Origin of the sequence: Nocardia sp. NPDC051756, from assembly GCF_040681495.1 — a bacterium.
Classification (GTDB): domain Bacteria; phylum Actinomycetota; class Actinomycetes; order Mycobacteriales; family Mycobacteriaceae; genus Nocardia.
Map to the genome: position 1 here is coordinate 846,274 of NZ_JBFAYV010000001.1, position 24,727 is coordinate 871,000.

The window sequence follows — 24,727 nt, forward strand, 5'->3', positions numbered from 1 at the left end:
GCACTCCCGCCGCGCAGCCGCACCAGTTCTGATTTCCCGCACCGGGAATTGATTGCGATTCCCGGTGCGGGAAATCAAGAGTGGTGCGGCTGAGGTCAGGCGATGGTGATCGCGTCGAGGCGGGTGCGTAGGAAGTCGGCTGAGACGACTGGTGGGAGGCCGGTTACGCGGCCGATCGGTGGTTCCAATGGGGTGACGACGGCGTCGTGGTCGAGTTCGTAGAAGAAGATCAGCGAGACCAGGTCTTCTTCAGGGGCCTCCGCTTGCGGTGGCAGCACGCGGTGGCGACCGGACGGCCAGCGTTCGCCGCTCCAATAGGCAAGCAGGTCACCGATATTCACCGTCAGTGCGGTGGGATCGTAGGGAGCGTCGGCCCAGCCTTCCGCCTCGGTATAGACCTGTAGTCCGCCTGCGCCGGGCTCGCGGTCCAGCACGGTGACGGTGCCGAAATCGGTGTGTGGGCCGATCCGGAACTGGCCGGGTTCCGGTGGGCCGACCATGGACATCGGTGGGTAGTGATTGATGTTGCAGGTCCAGGTGGGGCGGCCGGCCAAGTCTTGGAAAGGGTTGGCGGGCAAGTGAAGTGCCGCGGCGAACAGTGCGAGGAGTTCGTCGGACAGGGTGTGGACGGCGTCGGTGTAGGCGGTCAGTAACTCGCGCAGTTCGATCACCTCGTCCGGCCAGACATTGGGCAGGAACCAGACGTCATCGATGTGCCGATCGCCGGTGGCGGTGTCCGCGCCGACGGCGAAGGTCTCCTTCAAGTCGGGCGGTGTCTCGGTGCCCTCGGCATAACCGTTGGCCTCCTTACCCGGTCCGATCCACCCGCGCCCGCCGACCGTGACGGCATAGCGTTCCTTCACCGCGTCCGGCAGCGCGAAGAAGCGCCGAACGGCCGCACGCACGGCACCGGCCAGGCCTCCCGGCACGCCGTGCCCGTGGACCAGCAGGAACCCGGCGCGACGCAACCCCTCGTCCACCTCGCGCTCGACCTCGGCCGCCGCGGCGCCGCCGGCCCGCCACGCGGCCAGATCGATCGTTGCGATCGCGTTTATCTCGTCTCACTCTCTGCGGGACTGGTTCGCTACGCCTCGACCTCGTCGGCGACGCCGATGTCTTCGTTCCAGAGCGCGGGATAGTCGGTGATGAACCTGGTCATCATCTCGACGCACCGGTCGTCCTCGAGCACCGTCACCGCGACGCCGTGCTCGGCCAGCCAGTCGTGGCCGCCGTGGAAGGTCTGCGATTCGCCGACGATGACCGCGCCGATGCCGAACTGACGGACCAGCCCGCTGCAATACCAGCACGGCGACAGGGTGGTCACCATGATCGTCGAGCCGTAGTCGCGGCGGCGGCCCGCGGCGCGGAAGGCGTCGGTTTCGGCGTGGATGCTGGGATCGCCGGACTGCACGCGGCGGTTGTGGCCGCGGCCGAGCAGGGTGCCGTCGGCCGCGAACAGCGCGGCGCCGATCGGGATGCCGCCCTCGGCCAGGCCGAGCTGGGCCTCGTCGTATGCCACCTCGAGCAGTTGTCGTGCCGGTATCGCCTGCGTCATGGGTCCAGCCTCCAAGGGAACCGCGCCGGCCGCAACGTACAGATCGTCCGCCCGGTCTGAGCCTGCGGATGACAGGATGACCGTATGTTGCCTACCGTGCGCGAGTTGCTCGACGATCAGTTCGTCGCGGCCGATCCGCTCGTCCTGGCAGGTCGCAGCGCACTTCGACGGTCGGTGCGGTGGGTGCACTCGAGCGAGATCTACGAGATCAGCCCGCTGCTGTCCGGCGGGGAGCTGCTGCTCACCACCGGTCTCGGGCTGACGGGCGTGGACGCGGGGATGCGGCGGCATTACCTGCGCGAGATCGCCGGGCGCGGGGTGGCCGGTGTCGCCTTCGAACTCGGCCGCACCTTCGATGCCATCCCGCCGGACATGGTGGCCGAGGCGTCGCGGCACAGCCTGCCGTTGATCGCGTTGCGCAGTGTGGTGCCGTTCATCGATCTGTGTCGCGCGGCGAACACGGAGATCGTGTCGCGCGAGGTGCGGTTGCTGCGGATGCTCAATGAACTGGCGCGCGATCTGACCGGCGAGCTGGCGGCGGGGAACGGTCTCGCGCAGCTGCTCGCCAGGATCGGTCGAGTCACCGGTTGCGCGCTGATCGTGACGAGCGGCAATGGTGCGCTGATCGCAGCGCACGGCGTCGATGATGATCGATCGGCCTGGGCCGCAGTCGAATCCGCCGCCGCGGCGGCTTCGATTCGCGCCAAGGACAACACCCTGGGGACCCTCACCGCAGGGCCGGGCTCGTCCCTGGACAGCGCGACCCTCGCCGTCGTCCTCGACCAGTCCGCGCCGAGTCTCGGCCTCGCGCTGGCGAATTCGGGCGCCCCGGCCGGACGCCCGCAGCTCGCCGCGACGACGCTGCTCGCGGACCTGTTGGACGGCAAGCCGATTCGCCAAGCCGATCTGAAGGTACGCGCCGCGGCCGCGGGCGTGCCCGCGCTGGCCGGACGCAGGCTGGTGCCGGTGGCGGTCGACGCACCCGATGCCCGCATCGCGACCCGTCTGATCGACACCGCGGCAAAGGAACTCGGCAGGCCGGGACTGATCGCCGAGGTGCACGCCACCACCTACGGGGTGCTCGCACTGGACCCAGCCACCGCCGACCCGGTCGGTGAAACGGTCCGAATGCTGCGAAACGCGTTCACCACCAACAGCATCGACGGCGTCACCCTGGTGGTCGGCGATCCCTGCGACTTCACCTCCGCCGCGCTCACCGGCTCACTCGAAGCCACCCGGTCCGCGCTGCGCCTGGCCACCCGCCACCGCCGCGACTGGCTGGCCGGCAGCCCCATCTCCACCTGCCGCGAACTGGCCACCGAACTCGTCGTCGAATCCCTCCCCGCCACCGAGCGAGCCCGCCTCATCGCCACCACCATCGCCCCGCTGATTGCCTGGGACACAACCCATCACAGCAACCTCACCCGAACCCTCGAGGTCTACCTCCGCCACGGCGCCAGCCCCACCCGCTGCGCCACCACCCTGCACATCGGCCGCCAATCCCTCTACCAGCGCCTCGACCGCATCCGCGACCTCCTCGGCTACGACCCCGCCGCCCCCGCCCTGACCGGCACCCTCCTCCTCGCCCTGTGCGCCCATCGCCTCGCCACCCCTTGACTTGTCGCGCCGCTGCGGCGACCGATTCGACCATGGCGACGAACTCCTCGACCTGCTCCGTCCGCACCGCTCGTCGACCCCGCTCTCGGGCTTCGGACGCGAATGCGAATCCAGACGATGTTTACGGCGATTGCCATCCCAGTTGGCCGGACGTGCCTGCGGGGCAGCTCGCGGACGCCGGCCGGCTCAATTGCATCACCCCAGGCTTGCTCAGTCGCTGGTGCCGCCGCGCCGGCCGAGCACGAGGTAGGTCGCCGCCGCGAGGACGAAGCCGACGAAGAAGGTGATGTCGCCGAGGTCGGGGAGTTGGCGGACGAGGTAGCCGGTGAACTTGGCCTGGTTGGAGAACAGGAGGACCGAGATCGCCAGGCCGAGTAGGAATGCCGTTACGCCAGGCCAATTGGTGTACGACCGGTTGTAGAGCAGGTCGTCGATCTTGCGGCCGCGGCGCAGGTATTGGTCGACGAACATCACGCCCAGCCACGGGCCGATCCAGTACGCGACGATCAGCAGGAACGCCTCGTAGCTGGCGGCGGCGTCGGGCAGCGCCCACCACGCGACCAGGAAACCGATGGCGCCGAAGCCGATCGAGACCACGGCCCGCTGCGTGCGGATCGGCAGCTTGATGCCGATCGTCACGAATGCCATTGCGCCCGAATACACATTCAACGCATTGGCCGCGACCGCGCCGAGCGCGATGGCGAGCAGGGTCAGGTTCGCCAGCAGGCCAGGCAGATTCGCGGTGAACACATCCGTCGGACTGCCCTGCACCGAGCCGGCAATGGTGGCCGAGGCCGCGCCGAGCGCCGAGAGCCACAAGCAGGAAACGAACAGCCCGGCCCCGGCATAGCCGCCGGTGGCGACCCGCGACACGGTCTTGGGCAGGTAGCGCGAGTAGTCCGCCGCGTACGGATTCCAGCCGCCCGCGTAGCCGAACGCGGTACCGACGGTCAGCAGGAATCCGCCGATCCCGCCGACGCCACCGGACGGTGCGGCCGCGCCGAGGTCGGCCTTGGTGAAGATGACGACGGTCACCACCAGGAACACGACCGCGAGCACCGGGAACACGAACCGCTCGAACGCGTGCACCAGGTTGTGGCCGAACGCGGCAAACCCGGTCTGCACCAGCACGATCAGGATCAGCGCGGTGAGCTTCGGCATCCCGGTCAGCGTGCTCAACGCGAACGCGCCGCTCACGCTGTTGGTGGCGAACCAGCCGACCCCGCACATGATCGACATGAACGCCGCGGGCAGCGCGTTGCCCCGATACCCGAAGGCCAAGCGCCCCAACACCATCTGCGGCACGCCGTGCGCGGGTCCACGGGCCGAGAGCACGTAATGCGCTGCGGCGCCGAGCCCGACGCCCACCGCGAGACCGAGCGTCGCCTGCCAGAAGTTCATCCCGAACGCGGTGACCGACAGCACGCCGATGAAGATGGTGGCGAATTCCAGGTTCGGCGACATCCAGGTCCAGAACAGCTGGCGTGGTTTGCCGTGCCGGGCGTCGTCGGGAATGTGCTCGTTGCCGCCCGGTTCCACCGCGATGACGCGGTCGGCGTATTCGGACGCCAGCGGCGTGTCATCGGTCAAAGCCATGTATGAACACTCGTCCGTGCCGGGCCGTCGGGCAACGGACGAACCGTACGTCAGTAGTTACCGCACGGCGGACAATTCGCCCACCCCCTGCTTATCCGGCGACGGCGCTGACCTGGTTGCTCCAATTCGGCGACGCCGTGCCGAACTCACCGCCCGGCCGGAAGGCGTCCAGGGCGGCGGCATCGCCGCGCAACTGCGCCATCAGCCACGCCGTCGGATACCCGAGATAGCCGTACACCCCGGTCGTGCACGGAACCGACGCGCCCGCGCAGTCCGGTTGCCCCTGCACGTCGTTGTGATTCGGGCCGTTGAGCGTGCCCCACGCCTTCGCCAGATTCGCCGGAGTTGCCTCGTAGTAAGCCTGATTCGACTGCAACCCCTCCGCCTGCCACGGCAGCAACTGCTGCGAGGGGGAGATGAGTCCGTCCGCCGTCCCGTTCACCAAGAACACCGAACCCGTTGTCAGCGAACGGGTATCGGCACAGGAGGTCGAATTCGAGCAGAAGTGCTGGGCCGGAAGCTCCAGCGGCACCGCGGTTTTGATCGCCCCGCCCGCATCGCGCAGCGCGTTCAGCACCCCCGACGCACCTTGCGAATGCCCCATCGCGCCGACCGCCGCCTTGTCCAGCTTCCCGTAGAACACGCTCGTCGGATCGCCGTCCTGCGCCAGCAGGTAATCCAGCGACTTCCGGATATCGACCCCGGACCCGGTGCTCTGGTTCTCGGTGCCGATCACCACGAACCCCCACGACGCCAAATGCCGCAGCAGGTAGGCATATTGGCTCGGCACCGCATTGGTCCCGTCACCCCACACCACGATCGGATGCCGAGTGGCACCGAGATCGGCCGGATACCAGACATCGAACTTCGCCCCGGTGGAGTCGCAACACCCGAACCCCAACTTCTCGGTCACCGCCGCCGGACCCGGCTGGAAGTACTTCGATTCGACACCCTGCGTCGGGACATACGGTGCCGGATCAGCCTGCGCCACACCGGCCGTGGCCGGCACGCACGCCAGAGCTATCGAAGCGACCACGAATTGCACTGTCCGACTCCAGCGGTTCATGCGCCCGAGTATAGGAACGATCATGGTCACCTAACCTGGGGCCTCGGCCGTTTCCCGCTGGTCGAGCCCTGCTTTTGCCGCCGTCGCGAGCCTCCGACCAGCGGTGACCCGACTCGATTGCCGTGGCGTCGGAGCCAGGCCGTAGGCTCGAAAACTGTGCCGAACACGTCAGACCACACCGCCGACCAGGCGGTATCCGATACCGCCGCGTCCAACGAGGGCGACCCGAACTATCTGGTCGGGCTCGATCTCGACGGGCGCCGCGTCGTCGTGGTCGGCGGCGGGACGGTGGCGCAGCGCAGGCTCGGGCTGCTGATCGCCTCCGGCGCGGACGTACATGTGGTCAGTCGCGAGGTCACCCCGGCGGTCGAGGGGATGGCGACCTCCGGGCAGATCACCGTCACGCTGCGGGCCTACGCCGAGGGCGACCTGGACGGCGCGTGGTACGCGATCGCCTGCACCGACGAGCCGGAGACCAACGCGGCCGTGGTCGAGGAGGCCACGCGCCGCCGCATCTTCTGCGTGCGCGCGGACATCGCCCGGCTCGGCACCGCGGTCACGCCGGCCACCGCCCGCTATGACGGCATGACCCTCGGCGTGCTGGCCGGCGGGCAGCATCGCCGCTCGGCCGCGGTGCGCAACGCGCTGCTCGAGGCGCTGCAATCCGGTGTGGTGACCGATGATTCGACGCCGATCACGCCGGGCGTCGCCCTGGTCGGCGGCGGACCCGGCGACCCGGACCTGATCACGGTGCGCGGCCGTCGGCTGCTCGGCCGGGCGAACCTGGTGGTCGCCGACCGCCTGGCCCCGCCGGAACTGCTGGCCGAACTCGGCCCCGACGTCGAGGTGATCGACGCGGCGAAGATCCCGTACGGACGGGCGATGGCCCAGGACGCGATCAATGCCGCGCTCATCGAGGGCGCGAAGGCAGGCAAGTTCGTCGTCCGGCTCAAGGGCGGCGATCCCTATGTCTTCGGCCGCGGCTTCGAAGAACTCGAAGCCTGTGTCGACGCGGGCATCCCGGTCACCGTGGTCCCCGGCATCACCAGCCCGATCTCGGTCCCCGCGGCCGCCGGTATTCCGGTGACCCATCGCGGCGTCACCCACGAATTCGTCGTGGTCAGCGGCCACGTCGCGCCCGATCACCCGGACTCGCTGGTCGACTGGCCCGCCCTCGCCCGCCTCCGCGGCACCATCGTGCTGATGATGGCCGTCGAACGCATCGAGCAGTTCGCCACCGTGCTCATCGAGAACGGCCGCGCCGCGAGCACCCCCGCCACGGTCATCCAGGAGGGCACCATGCGCACCCAGCGCGTGCTGCGCGCCGACCTCGGCACCGTCGCCGCCCGGGTCAAAGACGAGGGCATCCGCCCGCCCGCCATCGTGGTCATCGGCCCCACCGCAGGTTTCTCCGCGGACAACTGACGCCCACAGCCGCACACCTTCTGATTCCCCGCACACCGACTCGCCGCGCAAACACGCGTGCGTATGTCAGAAGGTGTGCGTCTGTCCGGCTCGCCGGGAGCACGCGTGCTGCGGGGTGCGGGCGACAGGCCGCCGATACCGTGCGGAGCGCCAGGGTAAGTACAGTGGCTCACTGTGCTCGAGAATCCCGCTGCGACGATGCAGTATCCGATGAAGCAGCGGGCCTTCGGGCTCGCCATCCTTGTGCTGAGCGGGCTGCAACTCATGGTGGTGCTGGACGGCACCGTGGTGATCTTCGCGCTGCCCCGGTTGCAGGAGGAGATGGGGCTGTCCAGCGCGGGTAGCGCGTGGACGGTGACCTCCTACGGCCTGACCTTCGCCGGGCTCATGCTGCTCGGCGGCCGGCTCGGCGACGCGTTCGGGCGCAAGCGGATGCTGATCATCGGCGTCGCGCTGTTCACCTTCGCCTCGTTGCTGTGCGGGCTGGCCCAGAACGAGGGCATGCTGCTCGCCGCCCGCGCGATTCAGGGCGCGGGCGCGGCGATCGCGGCCCCGACCGCGTTCGCCCTCGTGGCAACGACTTTCGCGCCGGGCAAGGCGCGCAACCAGGCGATCGCGATCGTCGGCTCGATGGTCGGCATCGGCTCGGTCGGCGGCCTGGTGGTCGGCGGCGCGCTGACCCAGGTGTCCTGGCGGTGGATCTTCCTGATCAACGTGCCGATCGGCGTGCTGATCATCGTGGGCGCGATCTACAAGCTGGCCGACACCGCGCATCACCGCTCGCCGCTGGACGTGCGCGGCGCGATCCTCGGCACGCTCGCCTGCGCGGCCATCGTGTTCGGCGCGACCGAGGGACCCGAGATGGGCTGGGACAACCCGTTCATCATCGGCGCGCTGATCGGCGGCGTGGTGCTGCTGGTGGTGTTCGTGATCATGGAGCGGCAGATCGAGGATCCGCTGCTGCCGTGGTCGCTGTTCGACAGCCGCGACCGGGTCGCGACCTTCCTGCTGATCTTCCTGGCCGGCGGCGTGCTCGGCGCGATGACCTTCTTCGTCGCCCAGTTCTTGCAGAACGTCATCGGCTACAGCCCGCTGCAAGCCGGCGTCGCGGCCATCCCGTTCACCATCGGCATCGGCATCGGCGGCGCGCTGGCCTCCAAGCTCGCCATGCTCTTCGCGCCGCGCTGGCTGCTGGCCGGGGCGGCGGTCGTGCTCGGCATCGGCCTGCTGTTCGGTTCGACGCTCGACGGCGACGTGGATTACCCGACCACCCTGCTGCCGCTGCTCGTAGTGATCGGCTTCGGCGTCGGCATGGCGATGGTGCTCGCGCCGCTGTGCGTGCTGGTCGGGGTGTCGGCGGAGAACATCGGGCCGCTGTCCGCGGTCGGGCAGATGTTCATGAACCTGGCGACGCCGGTGGCCATCGGCCTGCTCACGCCGATCGCGGCCTCGCGCACGCTCTCGCTCGGCGGCCGCACCGGCAAGGTGACCGAGATGAACGCGACCGAGGTCGCGGCGCTCGGCAGCGGTTACACGCTGGTGTTGTTCGTCTGCGCGATCGTCGCGTTCGTGGCCGGGCTGATCGCGTTGACCCTGCGGTTCACCCCGGCTCAGCTCGCGCAGGCGCAGCACGCGCAGGAAGAGGCCCAGCAGGCCTGAGCCTGCCGGGCCGCTGGTTGTTCAGAGCCGGCCGGCGACCTTGCTCGGCGTCACCCGCACGATGACGCGCGGGCCGTCGTTGACCGAGGCGGGGTTGAAGTCCAGGTACTTCTGCCCGGTGTACCTCTCCGACAGCTTGTTCGGCAGGGTCTTGTCCGGATCCGGGGTGAGCGTCGCGGTGCCGCGGATCTCGGCGTAGGTGTACGGGTTCTCCGGCGGGTTGATCATGATGGTGATCCGCGGATCGCGGGCCAGGTTCTTGCCCTGCTGGCGATCGGTGGTGGTGGAGAACAGCAGGTCGTCGCCGTCGCGCTCGAGCCAGATGACGGTGAGGTGCGGCTGGCCGTTCGGGTTCGTCGTGGCCACCGTCGCGAACACGTTGGACTCGTCCAGATACTTCTTCAGATCTTCGGAAAGCTCAGTGGTATCGGTCACGCATAAAGGGAACAGCCCGGAAGCCGACGGCATTCCGGGCTGTCGCCAGGGTGTGGTCAGGAAGCGTGCCGGTCGGCGACCGCGAGCGTGTTGTCCAGGATGGCCAGACCTTCCTTCGCCTCGGCCTCGCTGACGATGCACGGCGGCACCACGTGCAGCCGGTTGAAGTTGACGAACATCAGCAGTCCCGCCGCCTTGCACGCGGCCACGACCTCGTTCATCGCCGGACTGGTGCCGCCGTACGGCGCGAGCGGTTCGCGCGTCGCCTGGTCGCGGACCAGTTCCAGCGCCCAGAACACCCCGGTGCCACGCACCTCGCCGATGCTCGGGTGCCGCTCGGCGATCTCCCGCAGGCCGGGACCGAGGACCCGGGCACCGATGTCGGCGGCGTTCTCGACGATGCGTTCATCCGCCATCGCGTTGATCGTCGCGACGGCAGCGGCCGTGGCCAGCGGATGACCCGAGTAGGTGAGCCCGCCGGGGTAGGGCTTGTCGTCGAACGTCGCGGCGATGGCCGGGCTGATCGCCACCCCGCCGAGCGGCACGTACCCGGAGTTCACGCCCTTGGCGAAGGTGATCAGATCGGGGACGACGCCCTCGAAATGCTCTATCGCGAACCACTTTCCGGTCCGGCCGAACCCCGACATCACCTCGTCGGCGATGAAGATGATGCCGTACTTGTCGCACAGCGCGCGCACGCCCGCCATGTACCCCGGCGGCGGAATCATGATTCCCGCTGTGCCCGGGATGGATTCGAGCACGATCGCCGCGATGGTGTTCGGCCCCTCGAACGCGATGGTCTGCTCGAGATGCGCCAAAGCGCGCTCGGTTTCCTGGGTTTCGTCGGTCGAGTGGAATTGCGTGCGGTAGAGGAACGGGCCGAAGAAGTGCACCACGCCGGCGTTGCCGTGATCGTTGGCCCAGCGCCGCGGATCGCCGGTCAGGTTGACCGCGGTCTCGGTGCCGCCGTGATAGGAGCGGTAGCGGGCCAGCACCTTGTAGCGGCCGGTGTGCAGCCGGGCCATCCGCACCGCGTGCTCGACCGCCTCGGCGCCGCCGTTGGTGAAGAAGATCTTGTTCAGCTCGCCCGGAGTCCGCTCGGCGATCAGCCGCGCCGCCTCCGAGCGGGCGTCGTTGACGTGCGGCGGCGCCACGGTGCACAGCTTGGCGGCCTGTTCCTGGATCGCCGCAACGACTTTCGGGTGTTGATGGCCGATATTGGTGTTCACCATCTGGGAGGAGAAGTCGAGCAGCCGGTTGCCCTCCCCGTCCCAGACGTAACAGCCCTGGCTCGCGCTGATCGTCATCGGGTTCAGGTTCGCCTGGGCGGACCAGGAGTGGAAGACGTGGCGGCGGTCGAGCTCGTACGCGCGTTCGGCGGCCGCGCGGGCGGACTCCGGTGTCAATCCGTTCGGGAGGGTCATCGGCGAGTTCTCCTGCGTCGCTGGGATTGTGGGTTACTTGTACTCGGGGCGGTGGCTATTTGTTCTCGGGGAAGCCGAGATTGATCCCGCCATGGCTCGGGTCGAGCCAGCGCGTCGTCACGGCCTTGCCCCGGGTGAAGAAGTGCACGCCGTCGGCGCCGTGCGCGTGCGAGTCGCCGAACAGCGAGTTCTTCCAGCCGCCGAAGCTGTAGTAGGACATGGGCACCGGGATCGGCACGTTGATGCCGACCATGCCGACCTCAACTTCGTTGTGGAAGCGCCGGGCCGCGCCGCCGTCGTTGGTGAAGATGGCGGTGCCGTTGCCGTAGGGGTTGGCGTTGATCAGCGCGAGCGCGTCGTCGTAGCTGTCCACCCGCACCACTGACAGGACGGGGCCGAAGATCTCGTCGGTGTAGACGCTCATCTCGGCGTCGACGTGATCGAGAATCGTCGGTCCGAGCCAGAATCCGTCCGCAGCGCCGTCGGCCTCGATCCCGCGTCCGTCGAGAACCACACTGGCACCGGCGGATTCGCCCGCCGCGATGTACTCGGCGACCTTGTCCCGGTGCGCCAGGGTGACCAGCGGGCCCATGTCGGTGCCGCGGGTGCCGTCGCCGGTCTTGATCGTGGTGGCCCGCTCGGTGATCTTGCCGACCAGTTCGTCGGCTGCGTCGCCGACCGCGACCACCACGCTGATCGCCATGCATCGTTCACCCGCGGAACCGAATCCGGCGTTCACCGCGGCGTCGGCGGCCAGGTCCAGGTCGGCGTCCGGCAGCACCACCATGTGGTTCTTCGCGCCGCCGAGCGCCTGCACTCGCTTGCCCGCGGTGGTGCCGCGCTGATAGACGTACTTCGCGATCGGGGTCGAGCCGACGAACGACACGGCCTTGATCGCCGGGTTGTCCAGCAGCTCGTCGACCGCGACCTTGTCGCCCTGCACCACGTTGAAAACACCGGCGGGCAAACCGGCTTCGGCCCACAGCTCGGCCAGCCACAGCGACGCCGACGGATCCTTCTCGCTCGGCTTGAGCACCACCGTGTTGCCCGCGGCGATGGCCAGCGGGAAGAACCACATCGGCACCATCGCCGGGAAGTTGAACGGCGAGATCACCGCCACCGGGCCAAGGGGCTGGCGGATGGAGAAGATGTCCACCTTCGTCGACGCGTTCTCGGTGTACCCGCCCTTGAGCAGATGCGGTACGCCGCAGGCGAATTCGACCACCTCCAGGCCGCGGCTCACCTCGCCCATGGCGTCGGCCAGCACCTTGCCGTGCTCGGCGGTGATCAGCTTCGCCAGGTCTTCCTTGCGTTCGTTCAGCAGCTCACGGAACCGGAACAGGACCTGCGTGCGCCGCGCCAGCGAGGCGTCCCGCCAGGCGGGAAAGGCATCGGCGGCGGCGTCGATCGCGGCGCGGGTGTCCGCGACATTCGCGAGCGCGACCTGTCCGGTCACCACCCCGGTCGCCGGATTGGTCACCGGCGCGGTCGTCTCGCTGGTGCCTGCGAAAGCCTTGCCGTCGAGCCAGTGCGCGATTGTCTGCATTTCTCCTCGATTCGATCCGTGAGCGTCGCGGTGCGTCGGCGGGTGGACGCCTCCTGGGTACTACTCTGCGCCATCAACCATCCTGGATGGCCCGACGATCTGTACGTGATTTCCGATTTCGTATTACGATTCGTCGGTGCTTCCCTCCGTGGCCGATGTGCTGGCGATGCCGGTCGTGTGCGCCGGCGAGCCGCAGGTCGTGGCGGGCGGATCGCTCGATCGGCCGGTGCGCTGGGTGCACGTCAGCGACGTGGCCGATGTGGCGCAGCTGCTGGTCGGCGGGGAACTGATTCTGACCACCGGCCAGGCCATGAGTCACGGCGACATCGCGACGGTCGGCTATCTGACCGCGCTGGCCGCCGCCGGGGTGGCGGGGCTGGTCATCGAGCTGGGCGGCTACGTGCCTGAACTCGCGCCGGTCGTGGCCGCGACCGCCGACGCGCTGGGGCTGCCGGTGATCGTGCTGCACAAGATCACCCGGTTCGTCGAGATCACCGAGGCGGTGCACCGGGTCATCGTGGCCGAGCAGTACGCCGAACTCGAATTCGCGCGCACCGTGCACGAGACCTTCACCGACCTCAGCGTGCGCCGCGCGTCACTCGCCGAGATCGTGAAAACCGCTGCGGGCATGCTGGATTCGTCGGTGGTGCTGGAGGACCTGGCGCATCGGGTGCTCACGCTCACCGCCCGGCACGCGTCCACCTCGACGCTGCTGGACGACTGGGAGACCACCTCGCGGCTGCTGCCCGACGGCTGGGACGCGGTGGCCGTCGGCCCGCACACGCAGCGGTGGGGGCGGCTGATCCTGCCCGCCAACGACGTGCCGACCGCCCGCGCCCGGATGGTGCTCGAACGCGCCGCGCAAACGTTGACCCTGCACCGGATGATCGAGAAGGACCGCTTCGGCCTGCATCGGCAGGCGCAGACCGGGCTGATCGACGACCTGGTCAACGGTCGGGTGCTGGACGAGCGGGACGCGGTGGCGCGCGCTGCCGCCCTGGGTCTGGCTCGTCGTGCCGCCTACGTTCCGCTGGCTATCGACGTCGCCGCGGTCGCGGAGACCGATCCGGTCGCCAGGCAACGCCGGGCTGCGGGGATCCTGGACGCGGTCACGCACGGCCTCGGTTTGGCGAAATTGACCGCGCTCGCCGCGGCCGATCAAGGCGACCGGGTCGGCATGATTCTGGCGCTGCCCCGATCCGGCGATCTGGACCACAGCCTGACGGCCGCCTGCACGGCGATCACCGGCGAGGTGCGTCGCGTGGACGGTGTCGAGCGCGTGGTGATCGGCGTCGGCGCGGAATCGGATTCGCTGCTCGACACCGCGCACGAGCTGCCGCACGCCGCACACGTCGCGGAAGTCGCACTGTCCCTGAAGACTTCGGCGCCGCGGGCGTTCTACCGCAGCGGCGATGTGCGGCTGCGCGGCCTGCTCTCGTTGATCCGCAACGAACCGGGCGTGCAACGTTTCGCCGAGACCGAGCTGAGTGCGTTGCTGCGCTACGACATTCGGCACACCGCCGACCTGACCCGCACCCTGCGCCAGTTCCTCGACCTGGCCGGGAACAAGACCGAACTCGCGCGCCGGCTCAGCATCAGCAGGCCGACGCTCTACGACCGGCTGGCCCGCATCGAACGCATCCTCGCCGTCGATCTCGAGGACGGCGAGTCGCGCACGTCGCTGCACGCCGCGCTGCTCATCCGCGATCTCACCGCTAACGCCGACGTGCCGTGATCGATCCCGCGTGACGTGTCTCACCTGCCGCTGTGGCCTTTGTCCGGTTTGGGAACATCCGAGGTCACGGGCGCGTTTGACGGCGTATGACAACCCTTGGATTGATCGGTAGCGGGAACATCGGCAGTACCGTGGCGCGGCTCGCCATCGCCGCCGGGCTGGATGTGGTGCTCAGCAACTCGCGCGGGCCGGAGACGCTGGCCGATCTCGTCGCCGAGCTCGGCCCGCGGGCAAGGGCGGCGACCGCCGACGAGGCGGCCGCGGCGGGGGACATCGTGGTGGTCACCGTGCCGCTGCGCAATTACCGGCAGGTGCCGGTGGCGCCGCTGGCCGGCAAGGTCGTGATCGACACGAACAACTACTACCCGGACCGGGACGGCACGTTCGCCGAGGTCGCGGACGGGTCGACGACGAGCAGCGAACTGTTGCAACAGCATCTGCCGACCTCGAAGGTCGTGAAGGCGTTCAACAACATCTACTTCGCCCACCTCGGCCAGCTGGCCCGCCCGATCGGCTCGCCGGATCGCACGGCGCTGCCGATCGCAGGCGACGACGCGGACGCGAAAGCCGCTGCGGCACAACTGCTCGACGTGCTCGGCTATGACGCCGTCGACGTCGGCCCGCTGAGCGAGAGCTGGCGCTTCCAGGTGAACACGCCGGTGTACGCGGACCCGTACGCGTCGGCACTTCCGTTCTGGGAGAACGACGGTGCGCCCGCCGACGCGGCGAAGATCAGCGCGCTGCTGGCCACCGCGCAGCGCTGACGGATATGCGAAACCCGGGAGCGTAGCCTGCTCCCGGGTTTCAGAATGCCGCCCAATTCGCACACCCCGGCGTCGGGATCGGATGAGCTTCAGGTCAGCGACGTGTCATACGGTTAGACCACCTCCGCATGGGCGCGGAAGACCGGAGTTGAACCGGCATCTCGTCGCGGGCATGTCCTTTCCTCGTCCCGCGGTGTTCGGCGGCGAATACTCGTGCTGGAGCGAGAGTCTGAGGTTGACCACGGTTGCCTCTACCAGTTGGGCTACCCGGACCTGGATGCCCGGAGGGGGACTCGAACCCCCACTGTCGCCGTGTGATTCAGCTTCGGCTTCAGATTGAGTTTTGCGCTCCTTGCGCTTCCCCCGCACGTGGCGGGGGAGTCTGTGGGGCGCGGGGCCGATGGCGGTCGGCCTGCGCCGGGTCAGCGGAAGAGGTATCCGAAGATCACGTCACCGGTCTTGCGGTCGGTGACCTCGGTCCCGTTCGCCTCTTCACGCGCGAATTGCACTGCCCGCTGGAGCTTTTCGACTCGCACGGCCAGTTCGTTGATCCGCCGGGCCGGCAGCGCGCCGGAGAACCGCACCAGCGTCCAGTAACCGACGGAGATGTCCTCGTAGTACACCTCGACCTGGGCCGGGTGCTTCTCGGTCGCCTCGGCCTTCACGTGGTTGCGCGGCACCTTCTTCGTGCGCATGGTGCGCACGGCGTCGGTGCGCCAGGTGTCGGACGAGTCGTCGAACGACCACACCTCGGCCGCGTCCAGCACCGGCAGCTTCTTCACGAAGGTGTGCAGCTCGGCCAGCTGCTTCTCCAGGAACAGCAGGTAGGAGACCGGCACGTCGCGCAGCAGCACCTCGCCGTCCACCGTCACATCGGCCTTGGCCGCGGTGTTCGCCCAGTCCTTGGTCGCGGTGACATCGAACAGCCGGGTCAGCGTCGCCGCGGTCTGCCGCAGCACCTCCTCGGACTTCACCTGCACCCGGGTGGACTCCGACGGAAGCTGCTCGCCCTCTTCGTCTTTCGGCTGATAGGTGCGCGCGAGTCCGGCCAGCAGCGGCGCCTTCTGCAACGAGCCGTGCGCCTCGGCCAGCTCGCGCAGGGCACCGCTCTTGATGCCCTTCTCCACCGCAATGATCTGATTCAGCTTCGTCATCTCTACCTCCCCGCCGCGCAATTACCGCGCGGTGCACCAACATTCGGCTCGGGGCCACCGAATCCTCCCGTTCCGGCAACCCCGAGCTCCGATGCCCACGGTACGGACCGGTGCGCGGTCGGCGCATCTTATTTTCCGGTGGCCGGTGCGTGCTGTGCTGTACGGCACAGAGGCCGGGGCATTGTCGGCGGAGGCGCGGATCGGCAGACTGTGGCGATGGGGACAGCGATGGAGACGGGCCTGCGCGAGCGGTGGGCGGTACTGGCGGGGGCGGACGCCGCGGCGGTCGGGGACGACCTGATCCAGCGGTATCAGGAGCCGCATCGGCGGTATCACACGATCGATCACCTGGCGGCGATGCTGCCGGTGATCGACGAGCTGGCCGGCGACGCCGATGATGCCGACGCGGTTCGGTATGCGGCGTTCTTTCACGACGCCGTTTACGCCGTGGATCGTGCGGACAACGAAGAGCAGAGCGCGGTGCTGGCCGAGAAGGTGCTCGAATCCCTCGGTGCCGCACCAGAACTCGTCGGCGAGGTGGCCAGACTGGTGCGGCTCACCGCGACCCACGATCCGGCCGACGACGACCGCAACGGTGGTGTCCTGTGCGATGCCGACCTTGCCGTACTGGCCGCCGACGAATCGGGTTATGCCGCGTACACCGCCGCGGTCAGGGCGGAGTACGGACATGTGCCCGACGCGCTGTTCCGGGCCGGACGCGCGGCGGTACTTCAGGGACTGGCGCAGCAGCCGCGACTGTTCCGAACACCCACGGCCCGAACGCGATACGAGGCCGCGGCACGCGCGAACCTCCAGCGGGAACTGGCGGAACTCACCGAGCCGACGGACTGACCCGAACGCTCAGGTGAGAATCAGCAACTCGGTGGGAGAGGCGATTTCGGTCTTCAGCCCCGACTTGGTCGCCACTCGCGCGAGCCCGCGGACATCGGTCGGCTCGGCGCGGGACAGGACGAGAGCACGCGCCAGCAGCCCCTTGTGGTGCTTGTTGAAGTGACTCACCACGGTCCGCGAGCCGTCGGGATGTTCGGTCAGCACATTGGCCGTGACCGCGCCGGGAACGCGCCCGAGCTGTTGATAGACCCCCGAGCGCAGATCCACCACCAGCTCACCCGCGGCCTCGGCGAGCAGCGCCTCGGGCAGCGACTCCCGCCAAACCGCCGAAAGCGTCGGCAGACCCGGCAGTTTCGATCCGCCGGAAAGCCGGTAGGCCGGAATCGGATCGCTCGCCCGGACCGCGCCGAACAACGCCGACCCGATGCCGAGCCGCGCATACGCCTTCGTCCGCTGCGCCTTGGTGAACGACCGCGCGTCCAGCGCGTCGTAGAGCACCCCGGTATAACGCTCCAGCGCCGGGCGTGTCGGCGAGGTCCGCAGGGCCGCGTTGCGCGCGATTTCCAGGTCAGCCCCCTTGCCGAGATCCAGCACGGCGCGACTGGCGTCCGGGTCGGTGGCCAGCTTGGTCACCTCGTCGATGAGCCGGTCGCGCACCGCTGTGAGCTGCGGCATCGACAGCGCGTCGAGGTCGAGCGGAACGTCCGTACCACCGTCGGACTTGGTTTCGGAGGGAGGCAGCAGCACCAGCACGAGCGATAACGGTAATGCGCTGTGACCCGCGCGGGGCCAGCGACTACCCTGTGCATCCGTGATCACCCGCCTCTCTCGACTTTTCCTGCGTACCCTGCGCGACGATCCCGCCGACGCCGAGGTGCCCAGCCACAAACTGCTCGTCCGCGCCGGATACGTGCGGCGCATCGCGCCGGGCGTCTACTCCTGGCTGCCGCTCGGCCTGCGGGTGCTGCGCCGGGTCGAGGAAGTCGTGCGCGAAGAGATGGACGCGATCGGCGCCCAGGAGATCTCGCTGCCGGCGCTGCTGCCGCGCGAGCCGTACGAGACCACCAATCGCTGGACCGAGTACGGCGACAACCTGTTCCGGCTCCAGGACCGCAAGGGCGCCGACTACCTGCTCGGCCCGACGCACGAGGAACTGTTCGCGCTCACCGTGAAGGGCGAATACAACTCGTACAAGGACCTGCCGGTGATCCTGTACCAGGTCCAGACCAAGTACCGCGATGAGGAACGTCCGCGCGCGGGCATCCTGCGTGGCCGCGAGTTCATCATGAAGGACTCCTACTCGTTCGACCTGGACGAGGACGGCCTCAAGACCAGCTACAACGCCCATCGCGAGGCGTACCAGCGGATCTTCGACCGGTTGCAGGTCAAGTACGTCATCGTGGCGGCCACCTCCGGCGCGATGGGCGGCAGCGCGTCCGAGGAGTTCCTGGCCGACAGCCCGTCCGGCGAGGACACCTACGTGCGCTGCGTCGAGTCCGGCTACGCGGCGAACGTGGAGGCCGTGGTCACGCCCGCCCCCGCGCCGCTGCCGCTGGACGGTCTGGCCGAGGCGGTCGTGCACGACACCCCGGACGCCCCCACCATCGCGACGCTGGTCGACTGGGCCAACGGCGCCGGGATCGCGGAGCAGTTCGGTCGTCCGGTCACCGCCGCCGACACCTTGAAGAACGTCATGGTGAAGCTGCGCCACCCGGACGGCAAGGAAGAGATCGTCGGCATCGGCATCCCCGGCGACCGCGAGGTCGACGACAAGCGCCTCGGCTCCTCGGTCGAGCCGGCCGAGGTCGAGTTGCTCACCGAGGCCGACTTCGCCGCCAATCCGTTCCTGGTGAAGGGCTACATCGGGCCGAAGGCATTGCAGGCCAACGGTGTTCGCTTCCTGGTCGATCCCCGCGTGGTCACCGGCACCGCCTGGATCACCGGCGCCGACGCGCCGGGCAAGCACGTCGTCGGCCTGGTCGCCGGGCGCGACTTCACCCCGGACGGCACCATCGAGGCCGCCGAGGTCCGCGACGGCGATCCCTCGCCGGACGGCCGGGGCGTGCTGGTCGCCTCGCGCGGCATCGAGATCGGCCACATCTTCCAGCTCGGCCAGAAGTACACCAACGCGTTCGACGTGGACGTGCTCGGCGAGAACGGCAAGCCGGTGCGCCTGACCATGGGCTCCTACGGCCTCGGCGTGTCCCGCATGGTCGCCGTGATCGCCGAGCAGCAGCACGACGACAAGGGCCTGCGCTGGCCCGCCGAGGCCGCGCCGTTCGACGTGCACGTCGTCATCGCGAACAAGGACGAGGCCGCCCGCGCGGGGGCCGAGGAAGTCGTCGCCGGCCTCAACGCCCAGGGCCTCGACGTCCTGTTCGACGACCGCACCGCCTCGCCGGGGGTGAAGTTCAAGGACGCCGAATTGCTCGGCATGCCACTGGTTCTCGTGGTCGGCCGCGGCTGGGCCGAGGGCAAGGTCGAACTGCGCGACCGCTTCACCGGCGAAGCCGACGAGATCCCCGCCGACTCGGCCGTCGACGCGGTGGTCGCGAAGGTTCGCGGCTAGCCATCGACCTAGCGGCGCGGCCCCGATGGACATCCCATCGGGGCCGCGCTGTTTCCGCGGCGGAACAGACCGGCGGACCTACGGTCGCGTAGGCGAGATTTGCCGTGTGAGGTACGACAGACCCGCTCCGGCGTGCGATTACCCGCTGGTAAGTTAACGGCATGACGAGCACCGACGCGTTGTTGTTCAACCCGGCCACCTACGACCCGCAGCAGTTCGACGCCGAGACTCGGCGGCTGCTGCGCGCGACCGTCGAGTGGTTCGAGTCGCGGGGTAAGCAGCAGTTGCTGGCCGACGACGCGGACGCGGTGTGGACGGCGGACTTCCTGGACTTCGTCGCGAAGGAGAAGCTGTTCGCGACCTTCCTGACCCCGGCCGCGTACGCCGACGGCGACGAGAACCGGCGCTGGGACGCGGCGCGCAACGCGGCCCTGTCCGAGATCTTCGGCTTCTACGGCCTGGCCTACTGGTACGCCGAGCAGGTGACCATCCTCGGCCTCGGCCCGATCTGGCAGAGCGACAACGAGGAAGCGAAGAAGCGCGCGGCCGCGGACCTGGCCGAGGGCCAGGTAATGGCGTTCGGCCTGTCCGAGCGCGAGCACGGCGCCGACATCTACAACACCGACCTCGTGCTGACCCCGAGCGAGCCGGGCAGCGCCGACGCCGAGGCCGGAATCCTGTTCCGCGCCAACGGCGAGAAGTACTACATCGGCAACGGCAACGTGGCGAGCATGGTGTCGGTGTTCTCCCGGCGCGCCGACATCGACGGCGCGGACGGATACGTGTGGTTCGCCGCGGACAGCAGGCACGAGAACTACCGGCTGCTCGGCAATGTCGTGCACCAGCAGATGTACGTCAGTACCTTCCGGCTGGAGAACTACCCGGTGCGCGCGGCGGACATCCTGCACACCGGACCCGAGGCGTTCTCCGCCGCTTTGAACACGGTCAACGTCGGCAAGTTCAACCTCTGCCACGGCGGCATCGGCATGGTCGAGCACTCGTTCTACGAGGCGATCACGCACGCCAACAACCGCATCCTCTACGGCAACCCGGTCACCGAGTTCCCGCACGTGCGAACGAATTTCGTGGACGCCTACGCGCGCATCGTGGCGATGAAGCTGTTCAGCGACCGGGCCGTGGACTACTTCCGCAGCGCGAGCCTGGAGGACCGGCGCTACCTGCTGTTCAACCCGATGACGAAGTCCAAGGTGACCTCCGAGGGCGAGACCGTGATGACGCTGCTGCTGGATGTGCTGGCGGCCAAGGGCTTCGAGAAGAACACCTACTTCGCCGAGGTGGCCCGGCTGATCAACACGCTGCCCCGGCTCGAGGGCACGGTGCACGTGAACGTCGGGCAGATCCTGAAGTTCATGCCGAACTACCTGTTCAACCCGAAGGACTACCCGGAGATCGGCACCCGGCAGGACGCCGCCGACGACGAGTTCTTCTGGCATCAGGGCCCGGCGCGCGGCGCAGGCAAGGTGCAGTTCGCCGACTGGACCCCGGCGTATGAGAAGCACGCCGACATCCCGAACGTCGGCCGCTTCTTCGAGCAGGCCCAGGCGCTGCGCACGTTGCTGAGCAACGCGGCCCCCAGCGCCGATCAGCAGAAGGACCTGGACTTCATGCTGACCATCGGCCACCTGTTCTCCCTGGTGGTCTACGGCCAGCTGATCCTGGAGCAGGCGGCGCTCACCGGCCTGGACCGCGATCTGCTCGACCAGATCTTCGACTTCCAGATCCGTGACTTCAACACCTACGCCACCACGCTGTACGGCAAGCCGTCCGCCACTCCGGATCAGCAGGGCTGGGCTGCCTCGGCCTTGCGTCCGCCGGTGGCCGACCGGCCGCGCTTCGACCGGATCTGGGCCGAGGTCGCGTCGTACGACGGTGCGTACGAGATGCGCCCGTAAATCTGGGTTCCACCGAAAAGGCCGGTCCCGCAACGACTGCGGGGCCGGCCTCTTTCTCGTGGTCGGGTCAGGCTTTGCCGGGGAAGGCGGTCGTCGGCGGGTTGGTGCCCAGGATCGACTGCCAAGTGGCAAGGCGCACAGCGCTTTCGGTGAGCGCGTCGACGCCCATGCGGCGGATGTTCTCGGTGTCGCCGCGTTCGACCACCGAGCGCCACGCCACCGCGGTGTCGGTCTCGACCGTCGCGGCCAGCCGGGCCGCCGGAATCGGGTCGTTGACCGGGAACGGCATCGTATAGGCGGCGTCCGGCGGCGGCGCGGTGACGCCGGCCGCGGTGAGGGCGTCGATGGTGGCGTCCCGGCGGGCCCGGTGCGCGGCAGTGCTTTCCGCGACCAGACGGCCGCGTTCGGCCGAGGCGTAGGCGGCGATCACGCCGTAGGCGTACACCGCACCGTATTCGGCACGCAGCGCGTCGAGCAGAGCTTGGCGTTCGGTATCGGTCATGCGAGCAACACTCCCGCCTGAACGGCGCAGGCCGCGCTGATCGAGGCGAGCAGCCCCGCCCGGTAACCGGACTGGCCGCGGGCCAGATCGGCGGCCGACCGCCGCGACTCGACGAGCTGTGCGCGTAGCGCGTCGACCGACGGTGGCGGGCTGGGCGGTATCGCCGTGCCGGAAGACACCGCGGACGGGCCCGAAGACTGTCCGGGGCCGTTCTCCCGGGTGCGGTGCACCGGCTTGGTGCCGTCGCCGTAGACACCGATCAATCGATCGATCTCCGCCTTCAAAGCGTCTGCGTGCGCGGTCCTTTCGGCCGCGATCGCGGTCAACGCGCTGTGCCGCTGCGGGGTCAAGGCGATGGCCGCGGTCGCCGCGGCGGCATCGGTGCGGGCCTGAACCTCTTGGGCGGCAAGCGGATCCGGCTCGTACACCTTGTCCTCGGTACCGCAGGCCGTGATCGCGCCGAGCGCCAAGGCGCCGACCGCGCCGCCACCGGCCAGCCGTAACATGCTGCGACGGTCCACGGCGAACCGGGAATCGTGCCGGTCGGACGGGATGCCGGAGGTGCACAGGACGATCGGCTGCGCGGGAAGGCGGATAGGCACGGCACCATCGTGCCAGATTCACCGGACTGCTCCGGACGAGGCATCGTGTGGCGAGCGTAGTGGCTGCCCGTTGGTCCTTTACACTCTCTGGGCGCGTTACGCTAGACCCTCGGTATAAGTAATTCCCACCGCCGTCACAACTGAACCAGGAGCCGCCCCATATGCCGATGCCGACCGAGGAAAGGCTGAGCCAGCTGATCGCCGGCCTCGTCGAACGCCGAGGATTCGACCTCGAGGGCGTCGAGATCTCGACGACCGGCAAGCATGCGGACGCGCAGGCTCGAGTGAAGGTGACCGTCGACAGCGACGGCCCTTCCGATTTGGACACCATCGCCACGCTCAGCACCGAACTGTCGGAGTTGCTGGACGAGGCAGGCGATTTCGGCGAGACGCCGTATCTTTTGGAAGTCACCACACCGGGCGTGGACCGTCCGCTCAGCGCGGACCGGCACTGGCGTCGCGCGCGCGGGCGCAAGGTGCGCGTCCTGCTGCGCGAGGGAGCGCCCGCTCCCGAGCCGGGCGGTGCGGCGAAGTTCGAAGCCAGGGTGGGTGAGCTCAGCGGCGACACAGTGGCGCTGGTGCTCGGTGGCAAACACAAACCACACCTGGTGCACGTCCCGCTCGCCGATATCGCCGAGGCGGTCGTGCAGGTGGAGTTCTCCAAGCCGGGCGCGAAAGAATTGGCACTCGCCGGGGGCATCATCCCCGGTCGCCCGGTACCAGGCCAGCAAGATGACGAGCCGGCGGTCGACGCCGCGGATGTTCGAGGATCAACACCATTACTACCCGAATCAGTAACAGCGTCCGATTCGCCGACCGAAGGGACCGTGGAATGAACATCGAAATCGAAGCCCTGCGCGCGATCGTCGCCGACAAGGGGATCTCGATCGAGACCGTGATCTCCGCGATCGAGTCGGCACTGCTCACCGCTTACCGGCATACCGAGGGGCATCAGCCCAACGCGCGCATCGACATCAACCAGAAGACCGGCACGGTCCGGGTGATGGCGCGCGAGCTGGACGCCGACGGCAACATGATCTCCGAATGGGACGACACCCCAGAGGGTTTCGGCCGGATCGCGGCGACCACCGCGCGCCAGGTGGTGTTGCAGCGGCTGCGTGACGCGGAGAACGAGAAGTCCTTCGGCGAGTTCTCCACGCACGAGGGCGACATCGTCGGCGGCGTGGTGCAGCGCGATGCCAGAGCCAACGCCCGCGGCACCATCGTGGTGCGCATCGGCAGCGAGATCAACGGCGCCGAGGGGCTGATCCCGCCGGCCGAGCAGGTGCCCGGCGAGACCTACGAGCACGGCGACCGGATCAAGTGTTACGTCGTCGGCGTCTCGCGTGGTCCGCGCGGCCCGCAGATCACCCTCTCGCGTACCCACCCCAATCTGGTGCGCCGGCTGTTCGCGCTCGAGGTGCCCGAAATCGCCGACGGCTCGGTGGAGATCGTCGCGGTGGCGCGCGAGGCCGGGCACCGTTCCAAGATCGCGGTGCGCAGCACGGTGTCCGGGGTCAACGCCAAGGGCGCCTGCATCGGCCCGATGGGCCAGCGGGTGCGCAACGTGATGAGCGAGCTGGCCGGCGAGAAGATCGACATCATCGATTACGCCGAGGATCCGGCCACCTTCGTCGGCAACGCGCTCTCGCCGTCGAAAGTGGTGTCGGTCACCATCGTCGATCCCGAGGCGCGCGCCGCGCGGGTCGTGGTGCCGGACTTCCAGCTGTCGCTGGCCATCGGCAAGGAGGGGCAGAACGCCCGCCTGGCCGCCCGGCTGACCGGCTGGCGGATCGATATCCGCAGCGACGCCGCCCCGGACATGGGCGGCGGCTCGGTGCGGACGGAGGCGCACCGGAGTTGACCGGAACCGACGCGGGACACCGTCCGTTGGGCATCACGGGTCGGGAATCGGACCGTCGGGATGACATGTTGGTAACTTCCGCAGGGGAGCGGTTCGTTGATCCGACCGGGTCGGCGGTAGAGTGGACACAGGTTCAGCACGCGCAACCGATTCGGACCTGTATCGGATGCCGGAAGCGCGAGTTGGCCGCCGATCTGTTGCGGATCGTGGCACGGGAAGCGGATACCGGAAACGGCCCGCATTCCGTCACGATCCTTCCCGATCCGCGGCGCAGACTTCCCGGACGGGGTGCCTGGTTGCACCCCGTCTCGGCTTGTCTGACCGCGGCAGAACGGCGCCGAGCATTCGGCAGAGCACTAAGAGTGTCCGGAAATCTGGATATCTCAGCCCTGGAGAAGTACCTCGAGAACAGGCACGAGCACTCATGAGCACACCGTGAAGCACCAACG

At 68.6% G+C, this 24,727-nt stretch carries 22 protein-coding genes; 11 read left to right on the plus strand and 11 right to left on the minus strand.

Annotated features, from left to right (window positions below; translation table 11 throughout):
• Nucleotides 1-95: 95 nt before the first annotated feature.
• Together AB0M22_RS04145 and AB0M22_RS04150 are read right to left on the minus strand one after the other, a co-directional pair.
• Complete coding sequence (locus AB0M22_RS04145; RefSeq protein ID WP_364721656.1) at nt 96-1,055, minus strand: 2-oxoglutarate and iron-dependent oxygenase domain-containing protein; 960 nt, start codon at nt 1,053-1,055, stop codon at nt 96-98.
• A gap of 29 nt (nt 1,056-1,084) precedes the next feature.
• Nucleotides 1,085-1,555: a nucleoside deaminase gene (locus AB0M22_RS04150; protein WP_364720802.1), complete on the minus strand. Its 471-nt coding sequence runs from the start codon at nt 1,553-1,555 to the stop codon at nt 1,085-1,087.
• 84 nt (nt 1,556-1,639) lie between these two features.
• Here AB0M22_RS04150 and AB0M22_RS04155 point away from each other — a divergent pair, with 84 nt between their 5' ends.
• Complete coding sequence (locus AB0M22_RS04155) at nt 1,640-3,172, plus strand: PucR family transcriptional regulator (protein ID WP_364720805.1); 1,533 nt, start codon at nt 1,640-1,642, stop codon at nt 3,170-3,172.
• Nucleotides 3,173-3,382: 210 nt separating this feature from the next.
• Here the strand turns inward: AB0M22_RS04155 and AB0M22_RS04160 are convergent, their stop codons facing one another.
• Together AB0M22_RS04160 and AB0M22_RS04165 are read right to left on the minus strand one after the other, a co-directional pair.
• Nucleotides 3,383-4,768 (minus strand): cytosine permease, encoded by a 1,386-nt coding sequence (locus tag AB0M22_RS04160; RefSeq protein WP_364720807.1) that lies wholly within the window; start codon nt 4,766-4,768, stop codon nt 3,383-3,385.
• A 91-nt stretch (nt 4,769-4,859) separates the two neighbouring features.
• Nucleotides 4,860-5,834, minus strand: a complete 975-nt coding sequence (locus tag AB0M22_RS04165; RefSeq protein ID WP_364720809.1) for a hypothetical protein — start codon at nt 5,832-5,834, stop codon at nt 4,860-4,862.
• Between the two features lie 234 nt (nt 5,835-6,068).
• Here AB0M22_RS04165 and cobA point away from each other — a divergent pair, with 234 nt between their 5' ends.
• Together cobA and AB0M22_RS04175 are read left to right on the plus strand one after the other, a co-directional pair.
• Complete coding sequence (gene cobA / locus AB0M22_RS04170; RefSeq protein ID WP_364721658.1) at nt 6,069-7,259, plus strand: uroporphyrinogen-III C-methyltransferase; 1,191 nt, start codon at nt 6,069-6,071, stop codon at nt 7,257-7,259.
• Between the two features lie 198 nt (nt 7,260-7,457).
• Nucleotides 7,458-8,918, plus strand: a complete 1,461-nt coding sequence (locus AB0M22_RS04175; protein WP_364721660.1) for an MFS transporter — start codon at nt 7,458-7,460, stop codon at nt 8,916-8,918.
• A gap of 21 nt (nt 8,919-8,939) precedes the next feature.
• Here the strand turns inward: AB0M22_RS04175 and AB0M22_RS04180 are convergent, their stop codons facing one another.
• Genes AB0M22_RS04180 through AB0M22_RS04190 form a run of 3 tightly spaced genes read right to left on the minus strand, consistent with a single transcriptional unit; the run spans nt 8,940 to nt 12,323 of the window.
• Nucleotides 8,940-9,353 carry a PPOX class F420-dependent oxidoreductase gene (locus AB0M22_RS04180; protein ID WP_364720811.1) on the minus strand — a complete coding sequence of 138 codons (414 nt, stop codon included), beginning with the start codon at nt 9,351-9,353 and terminating at the stop codon, nt 8,940-8,942.
• Between the two features lie 56 nt (nt 9,354-9,409).
• Nucleotides 9,410-10,777, minus strand: coding sequence for an aspartate aminotransferase family protein (locus AB0M22_RS04185; RefSeq protein WP_364720814.1), 1,368 nt, complete (start codon nt 10,775-10,777; stop codon nt 9,410-9,412).
• Between the two features lie 55 nt (nt 10,778-10,832).
• Complete coding sequence (locus tag AB0M22_RS04190) at nt 10,833-12,323, minus strand: CoA-acylating methylmalonate-semialdehyde dehydrogenase (protein ID WP_364720816.1); 1,491 nt, start codon at nt 12,321-12,323, stop codon at nt 10,833-10,835.
• Between the two features lie 136 nt (nt 12,324-12,459).
• On the opposite strand from AB0M22_RS04190, the gene AB0M22_RS04195 reads away from it, so the two are divergent.
• Both AB0M22_RS04195 and AB0M22_RS04200 read left to right on the plus strand, forming a co-directional pair.
• A complete protein-coding gene (locus AB0M22_RS04195) occupies nt 12,460-14,058 on the plus strand; it encodes a PucR family transcriptional regulator ligand-binding domain-containing protein (protein ID WP_364720819.1) in 1,599 nt (532 codons plus the stop codon).
• Nucleotides 14,059-14,144: 86 nt separating this feature from the next.
• A complete protein-coding gene (locus tag AB0M22_RS04200; protein WP_364720821.1) occupies nt 14,145-14,822 on the plus strand; it encodes an NAD(P)-binding domain-containing protein in 678 nt (225 codons plus the stop codon).
• A gap of 422 nt (nt 14,823-15,244) precedes the next feature.
• Here the strand turns inward: AB0M22_RS04200 and AB0M22_RS04205 are convergent, their stop codons facing one another.
• Nucleotides 15,245-15,976: a hypothetical protein gene (locus AB0M22_RS04205; protein ID WP_150405709.1), complete on the minus strand. Its 732-nt coding sequence runs from the start codon at nt 15,974-15,976 to the stop codon at nt 15,245-15,247.
• A gap of 216 nt (nt 15,977-16,192) precedes the next feature.
• Here AB0M22_RS04205 and AB0M22_RS04210 point away from each other — a divergent pair, with 216 nt between their 5' ends.
• Nucleotides 16,193-16,828 carry a metal-dependent phosphohydrolase gene (locus AB0M22_RS04210; protein WP_364720824.1) on the plus strand — a complete coding sequence of 212 codons (636 nt, stop codon included), beginning with the start codon at nt 16,193-16,195 and terminating at the stop codon, nt 16,826-16,828.
• Between the two features lie 9 nt (nt 16,829-16,837).
• On the opposite strand, the gene yaaA is transcribed toward AB0M22_RS04210, so the two are convergent.
• On the minus strand, nt 16,838-17,581 hold the full coding sequence (yaaA, locus tag AB0M22_RS04215; RefSeq protein ID WP_364720826.1) for a peroxide stress protein YaaA: 744 nt from the start codon (nt 17,579-17,581) through the stop codon (nt 16,838-16,840).
• Between the two features lie 58 nt (nt 17,582-17,639).
• Here yaaA and AB0M22_RS04220 point away from each other — a divergent pair, with 58 nt between their 5' ends.
• Together AB0M22_RS04220 and AB0M22_RS04225 are read left to right on the plus strand one after the other, a co-directional pair.
• Complete coding sequence (locus tag AB0M22_RS04220; protein ID WP_364720828.1) at nt 17,640-19,397, plus strand: proline--tRNA ligase; 1,758 nt, start codon at nt 17,640-17,642, stop codon at nt 19,395-19,397.
• Between the two features lie 161 nt (nt 19,398-19,558).
• Nucleotides 19,559-21,310 (plus strand): acyl-CoA dehydrogenase family protein, encoded by a 1,752-nt coding sequence (locus AB0M22_RS04225; protein ID WP_364720830.1) that lies wholly within the window; start codon nt 19,559-19,561, stop codon nt 21,308-21,310.
• A 67-nt stretch (nt 21,311-21,377) separates the two neighbouring features.
• Here the strand turns inward: AB0M22_RS04225 and AB0M22_RS04230 are convergent, their stop codons facing one another.
• A complete protein-coding gene (locus AB0M22_RS04230; RefSeq protein ID WP_364720832.1) occupies nt 21,378-21,812 on the minus strand; it encodes a ferritin-like domain-containing protein in 435 nt (144 codons plus the stop codon).
• Nucleotides 21,809-22,414, minus strand: a complete 606-nt coding sequence (locus AB0M22_RS04235) for a hypothetical protein (RefSeq protein ID WP_364720835.1) — start codon at nt 22,412-22,414, stop codon at nt 21,809-21,811. Before AB0M22_RS04235 ends, AB0M22_RS04230 begins: the two co-directional genes overlap by 4 nt.
• A gap of 161 nt (nt 22,415-22,575) precedes the next feature.
• On the opposite strand from AB0M22_RS04235, the gene rimP reads away from it, so the two are divergent.
• The 3 genes from rimP (at nt 22,576) to AB0M22_RS04250 (ending at nt 24,706) form a co-directional block, all read left to right on the plus strand.
• The gene (rimP, locus tag AB0M22_RS04240; protein WP_364720837.1) at nt 22,576-23,250 is read left to right on the plus strand and encodes a ribosome maturation factor RimP; all 675 of its coding nucleotides are present in this window, start codon (nt 22,576-22,578) and stop codon (nt 23,248-23,250) included.
• Nucleotides 23,247-24,278 carry a transcription termination factor NusA gene (nusA, locus tag AB0M22_RS04245; protein WP_364720839.1) on the plus strand — a complete coding sequence of 344 codons (1,032 nt, stop codon included), beginning with the start codon at nt 23,247-23,249 and terminating at the stop codon, nt 24,276-24,278. The genes rimP and nusA overlap by 4 nt, the downstream gene beginning before the upstream one ends.
• A gap of 68 nt (nt 24,279-24,346) precedes the next feature.
• Nucleotides 24,347-24,706, plus strand: a complete 360-nt coding sequence (locus AB0M22_RS04250) for a YlxR family protein (RefSeq protein WP_364721662.1) — start codon at nt 24,347-24,349, stop codon at nt 24,704-24,706.
• Nucleotides 24,707-24,727 lie beyond the last annotated feature (21 nt).

What these genes read in the sequence shown, in the direction of transcription:
- AB0M22_RS04185 (WP_364720814.1), bottom strand. Translation starts at nt 10,777, where the DNA reads ATGACCCTCCCGAACGGATTGACACCGGAGTCCGCCCGCGCGGCCGCC.
- AB0M22_RS04210 (WP_364720824.1), top strand. Translation starts at nt 16,193, where the DNA reads ATGGGGACAGCGATGGAGACGGGCCTGCGCGAGCGGTGGGCGGTACTG.
- AB0M22_RS04205 (WP_150405709.1), bottom strand. Translation starts at nt 15,976, where the DNA reads ATGACGAAGCTGAATCAGATCATTGCGGTGGAGAAGGGCATCAAGAGC.
- AB0M22_RS04155 (WP_364720805.1), top strand. Translation starts at nt 1,640, where the DNA reads ATGTTGCCTACCGTGCGCGAGTTGCTCGACGATCAGTTCGTCGCGGCC.
- AB0M22_RS04230 (WP_364720832.1), bottom strand. Translation starts at nt 21,812, where the DNA reads ATGACCGATACCGAACGCCAAGCTCTGCTCGACGCGCTGCGTGCCGAA.
- nusA (WP_364720839.1), top strand. Translation starts at nt 23,247, where the DNA reads ATGAACATCGAAATCGAAGCCCTGCGCGCGATCGTCGCCGACAAGGGG.
- AB0M22_RS04165 (WP_364720809.1), bottom strand. Translation starts at nt 5,834, where the DNA reads ATGAACCGCTGGAGTCGGACAGTGCAATTCGTGGTCGCTTCGATAGCT.
- AB0M22_RS04190 (WP_364720816.1), bottom strand. Translation starts at nt 12,323, where the DNA reads ATGCAGACAATCGCGCACTGGCTCGACGGCAAGGCTTTCGCAGGCACC.
- AB0M22_RS04175 (WP_364721660.1), top strand. Translation starts at nt 7,458, where the DNA reads ATGCAGTATCCGATGAAGCAGCGGGCCTTCGGGCTCGCCATCCTTGTG.
- AB0M22_RS04150 (WP_364720802.1), bottom strand. Translation starts at nt 1,555, where the DNA reads ATGACGCAGGCGATACCGGCACGACAACTGCTCGAGGTGGCATACGAC.
- rimP (WP_364720837.1), top strand. Translation starts at nt 22,576, where the DNA reads ATGCCGATGCCGACCGAGGAAAGGCTGAGCCAGCTGATCGCCGGCCTC.
- AB0M22_RS04200 (WP_364720821.1), top strand. Translation starts at nt 14,145, where the DNA reads ATGACAACCCTTGGATTGATCGGTAGCGGGAACATCGGCAGTACCGTG.
- AB0M22_RS04225 (WP_364720830.1), top strand. Translation starts at nt 19,559, where the DNA reads ATGACGAGCACCGACGCGTTGTTGTTCAACCCGGCCACCTACGACCCG.
- AB0M22_RS04160 (WP_364720807.1), bottom strand. Translation starts at nt 4,768, where the DNA reads ATGGCTTTGACCGATGACACGCCGCTGGCGTCCGAATACGCCGACCGC.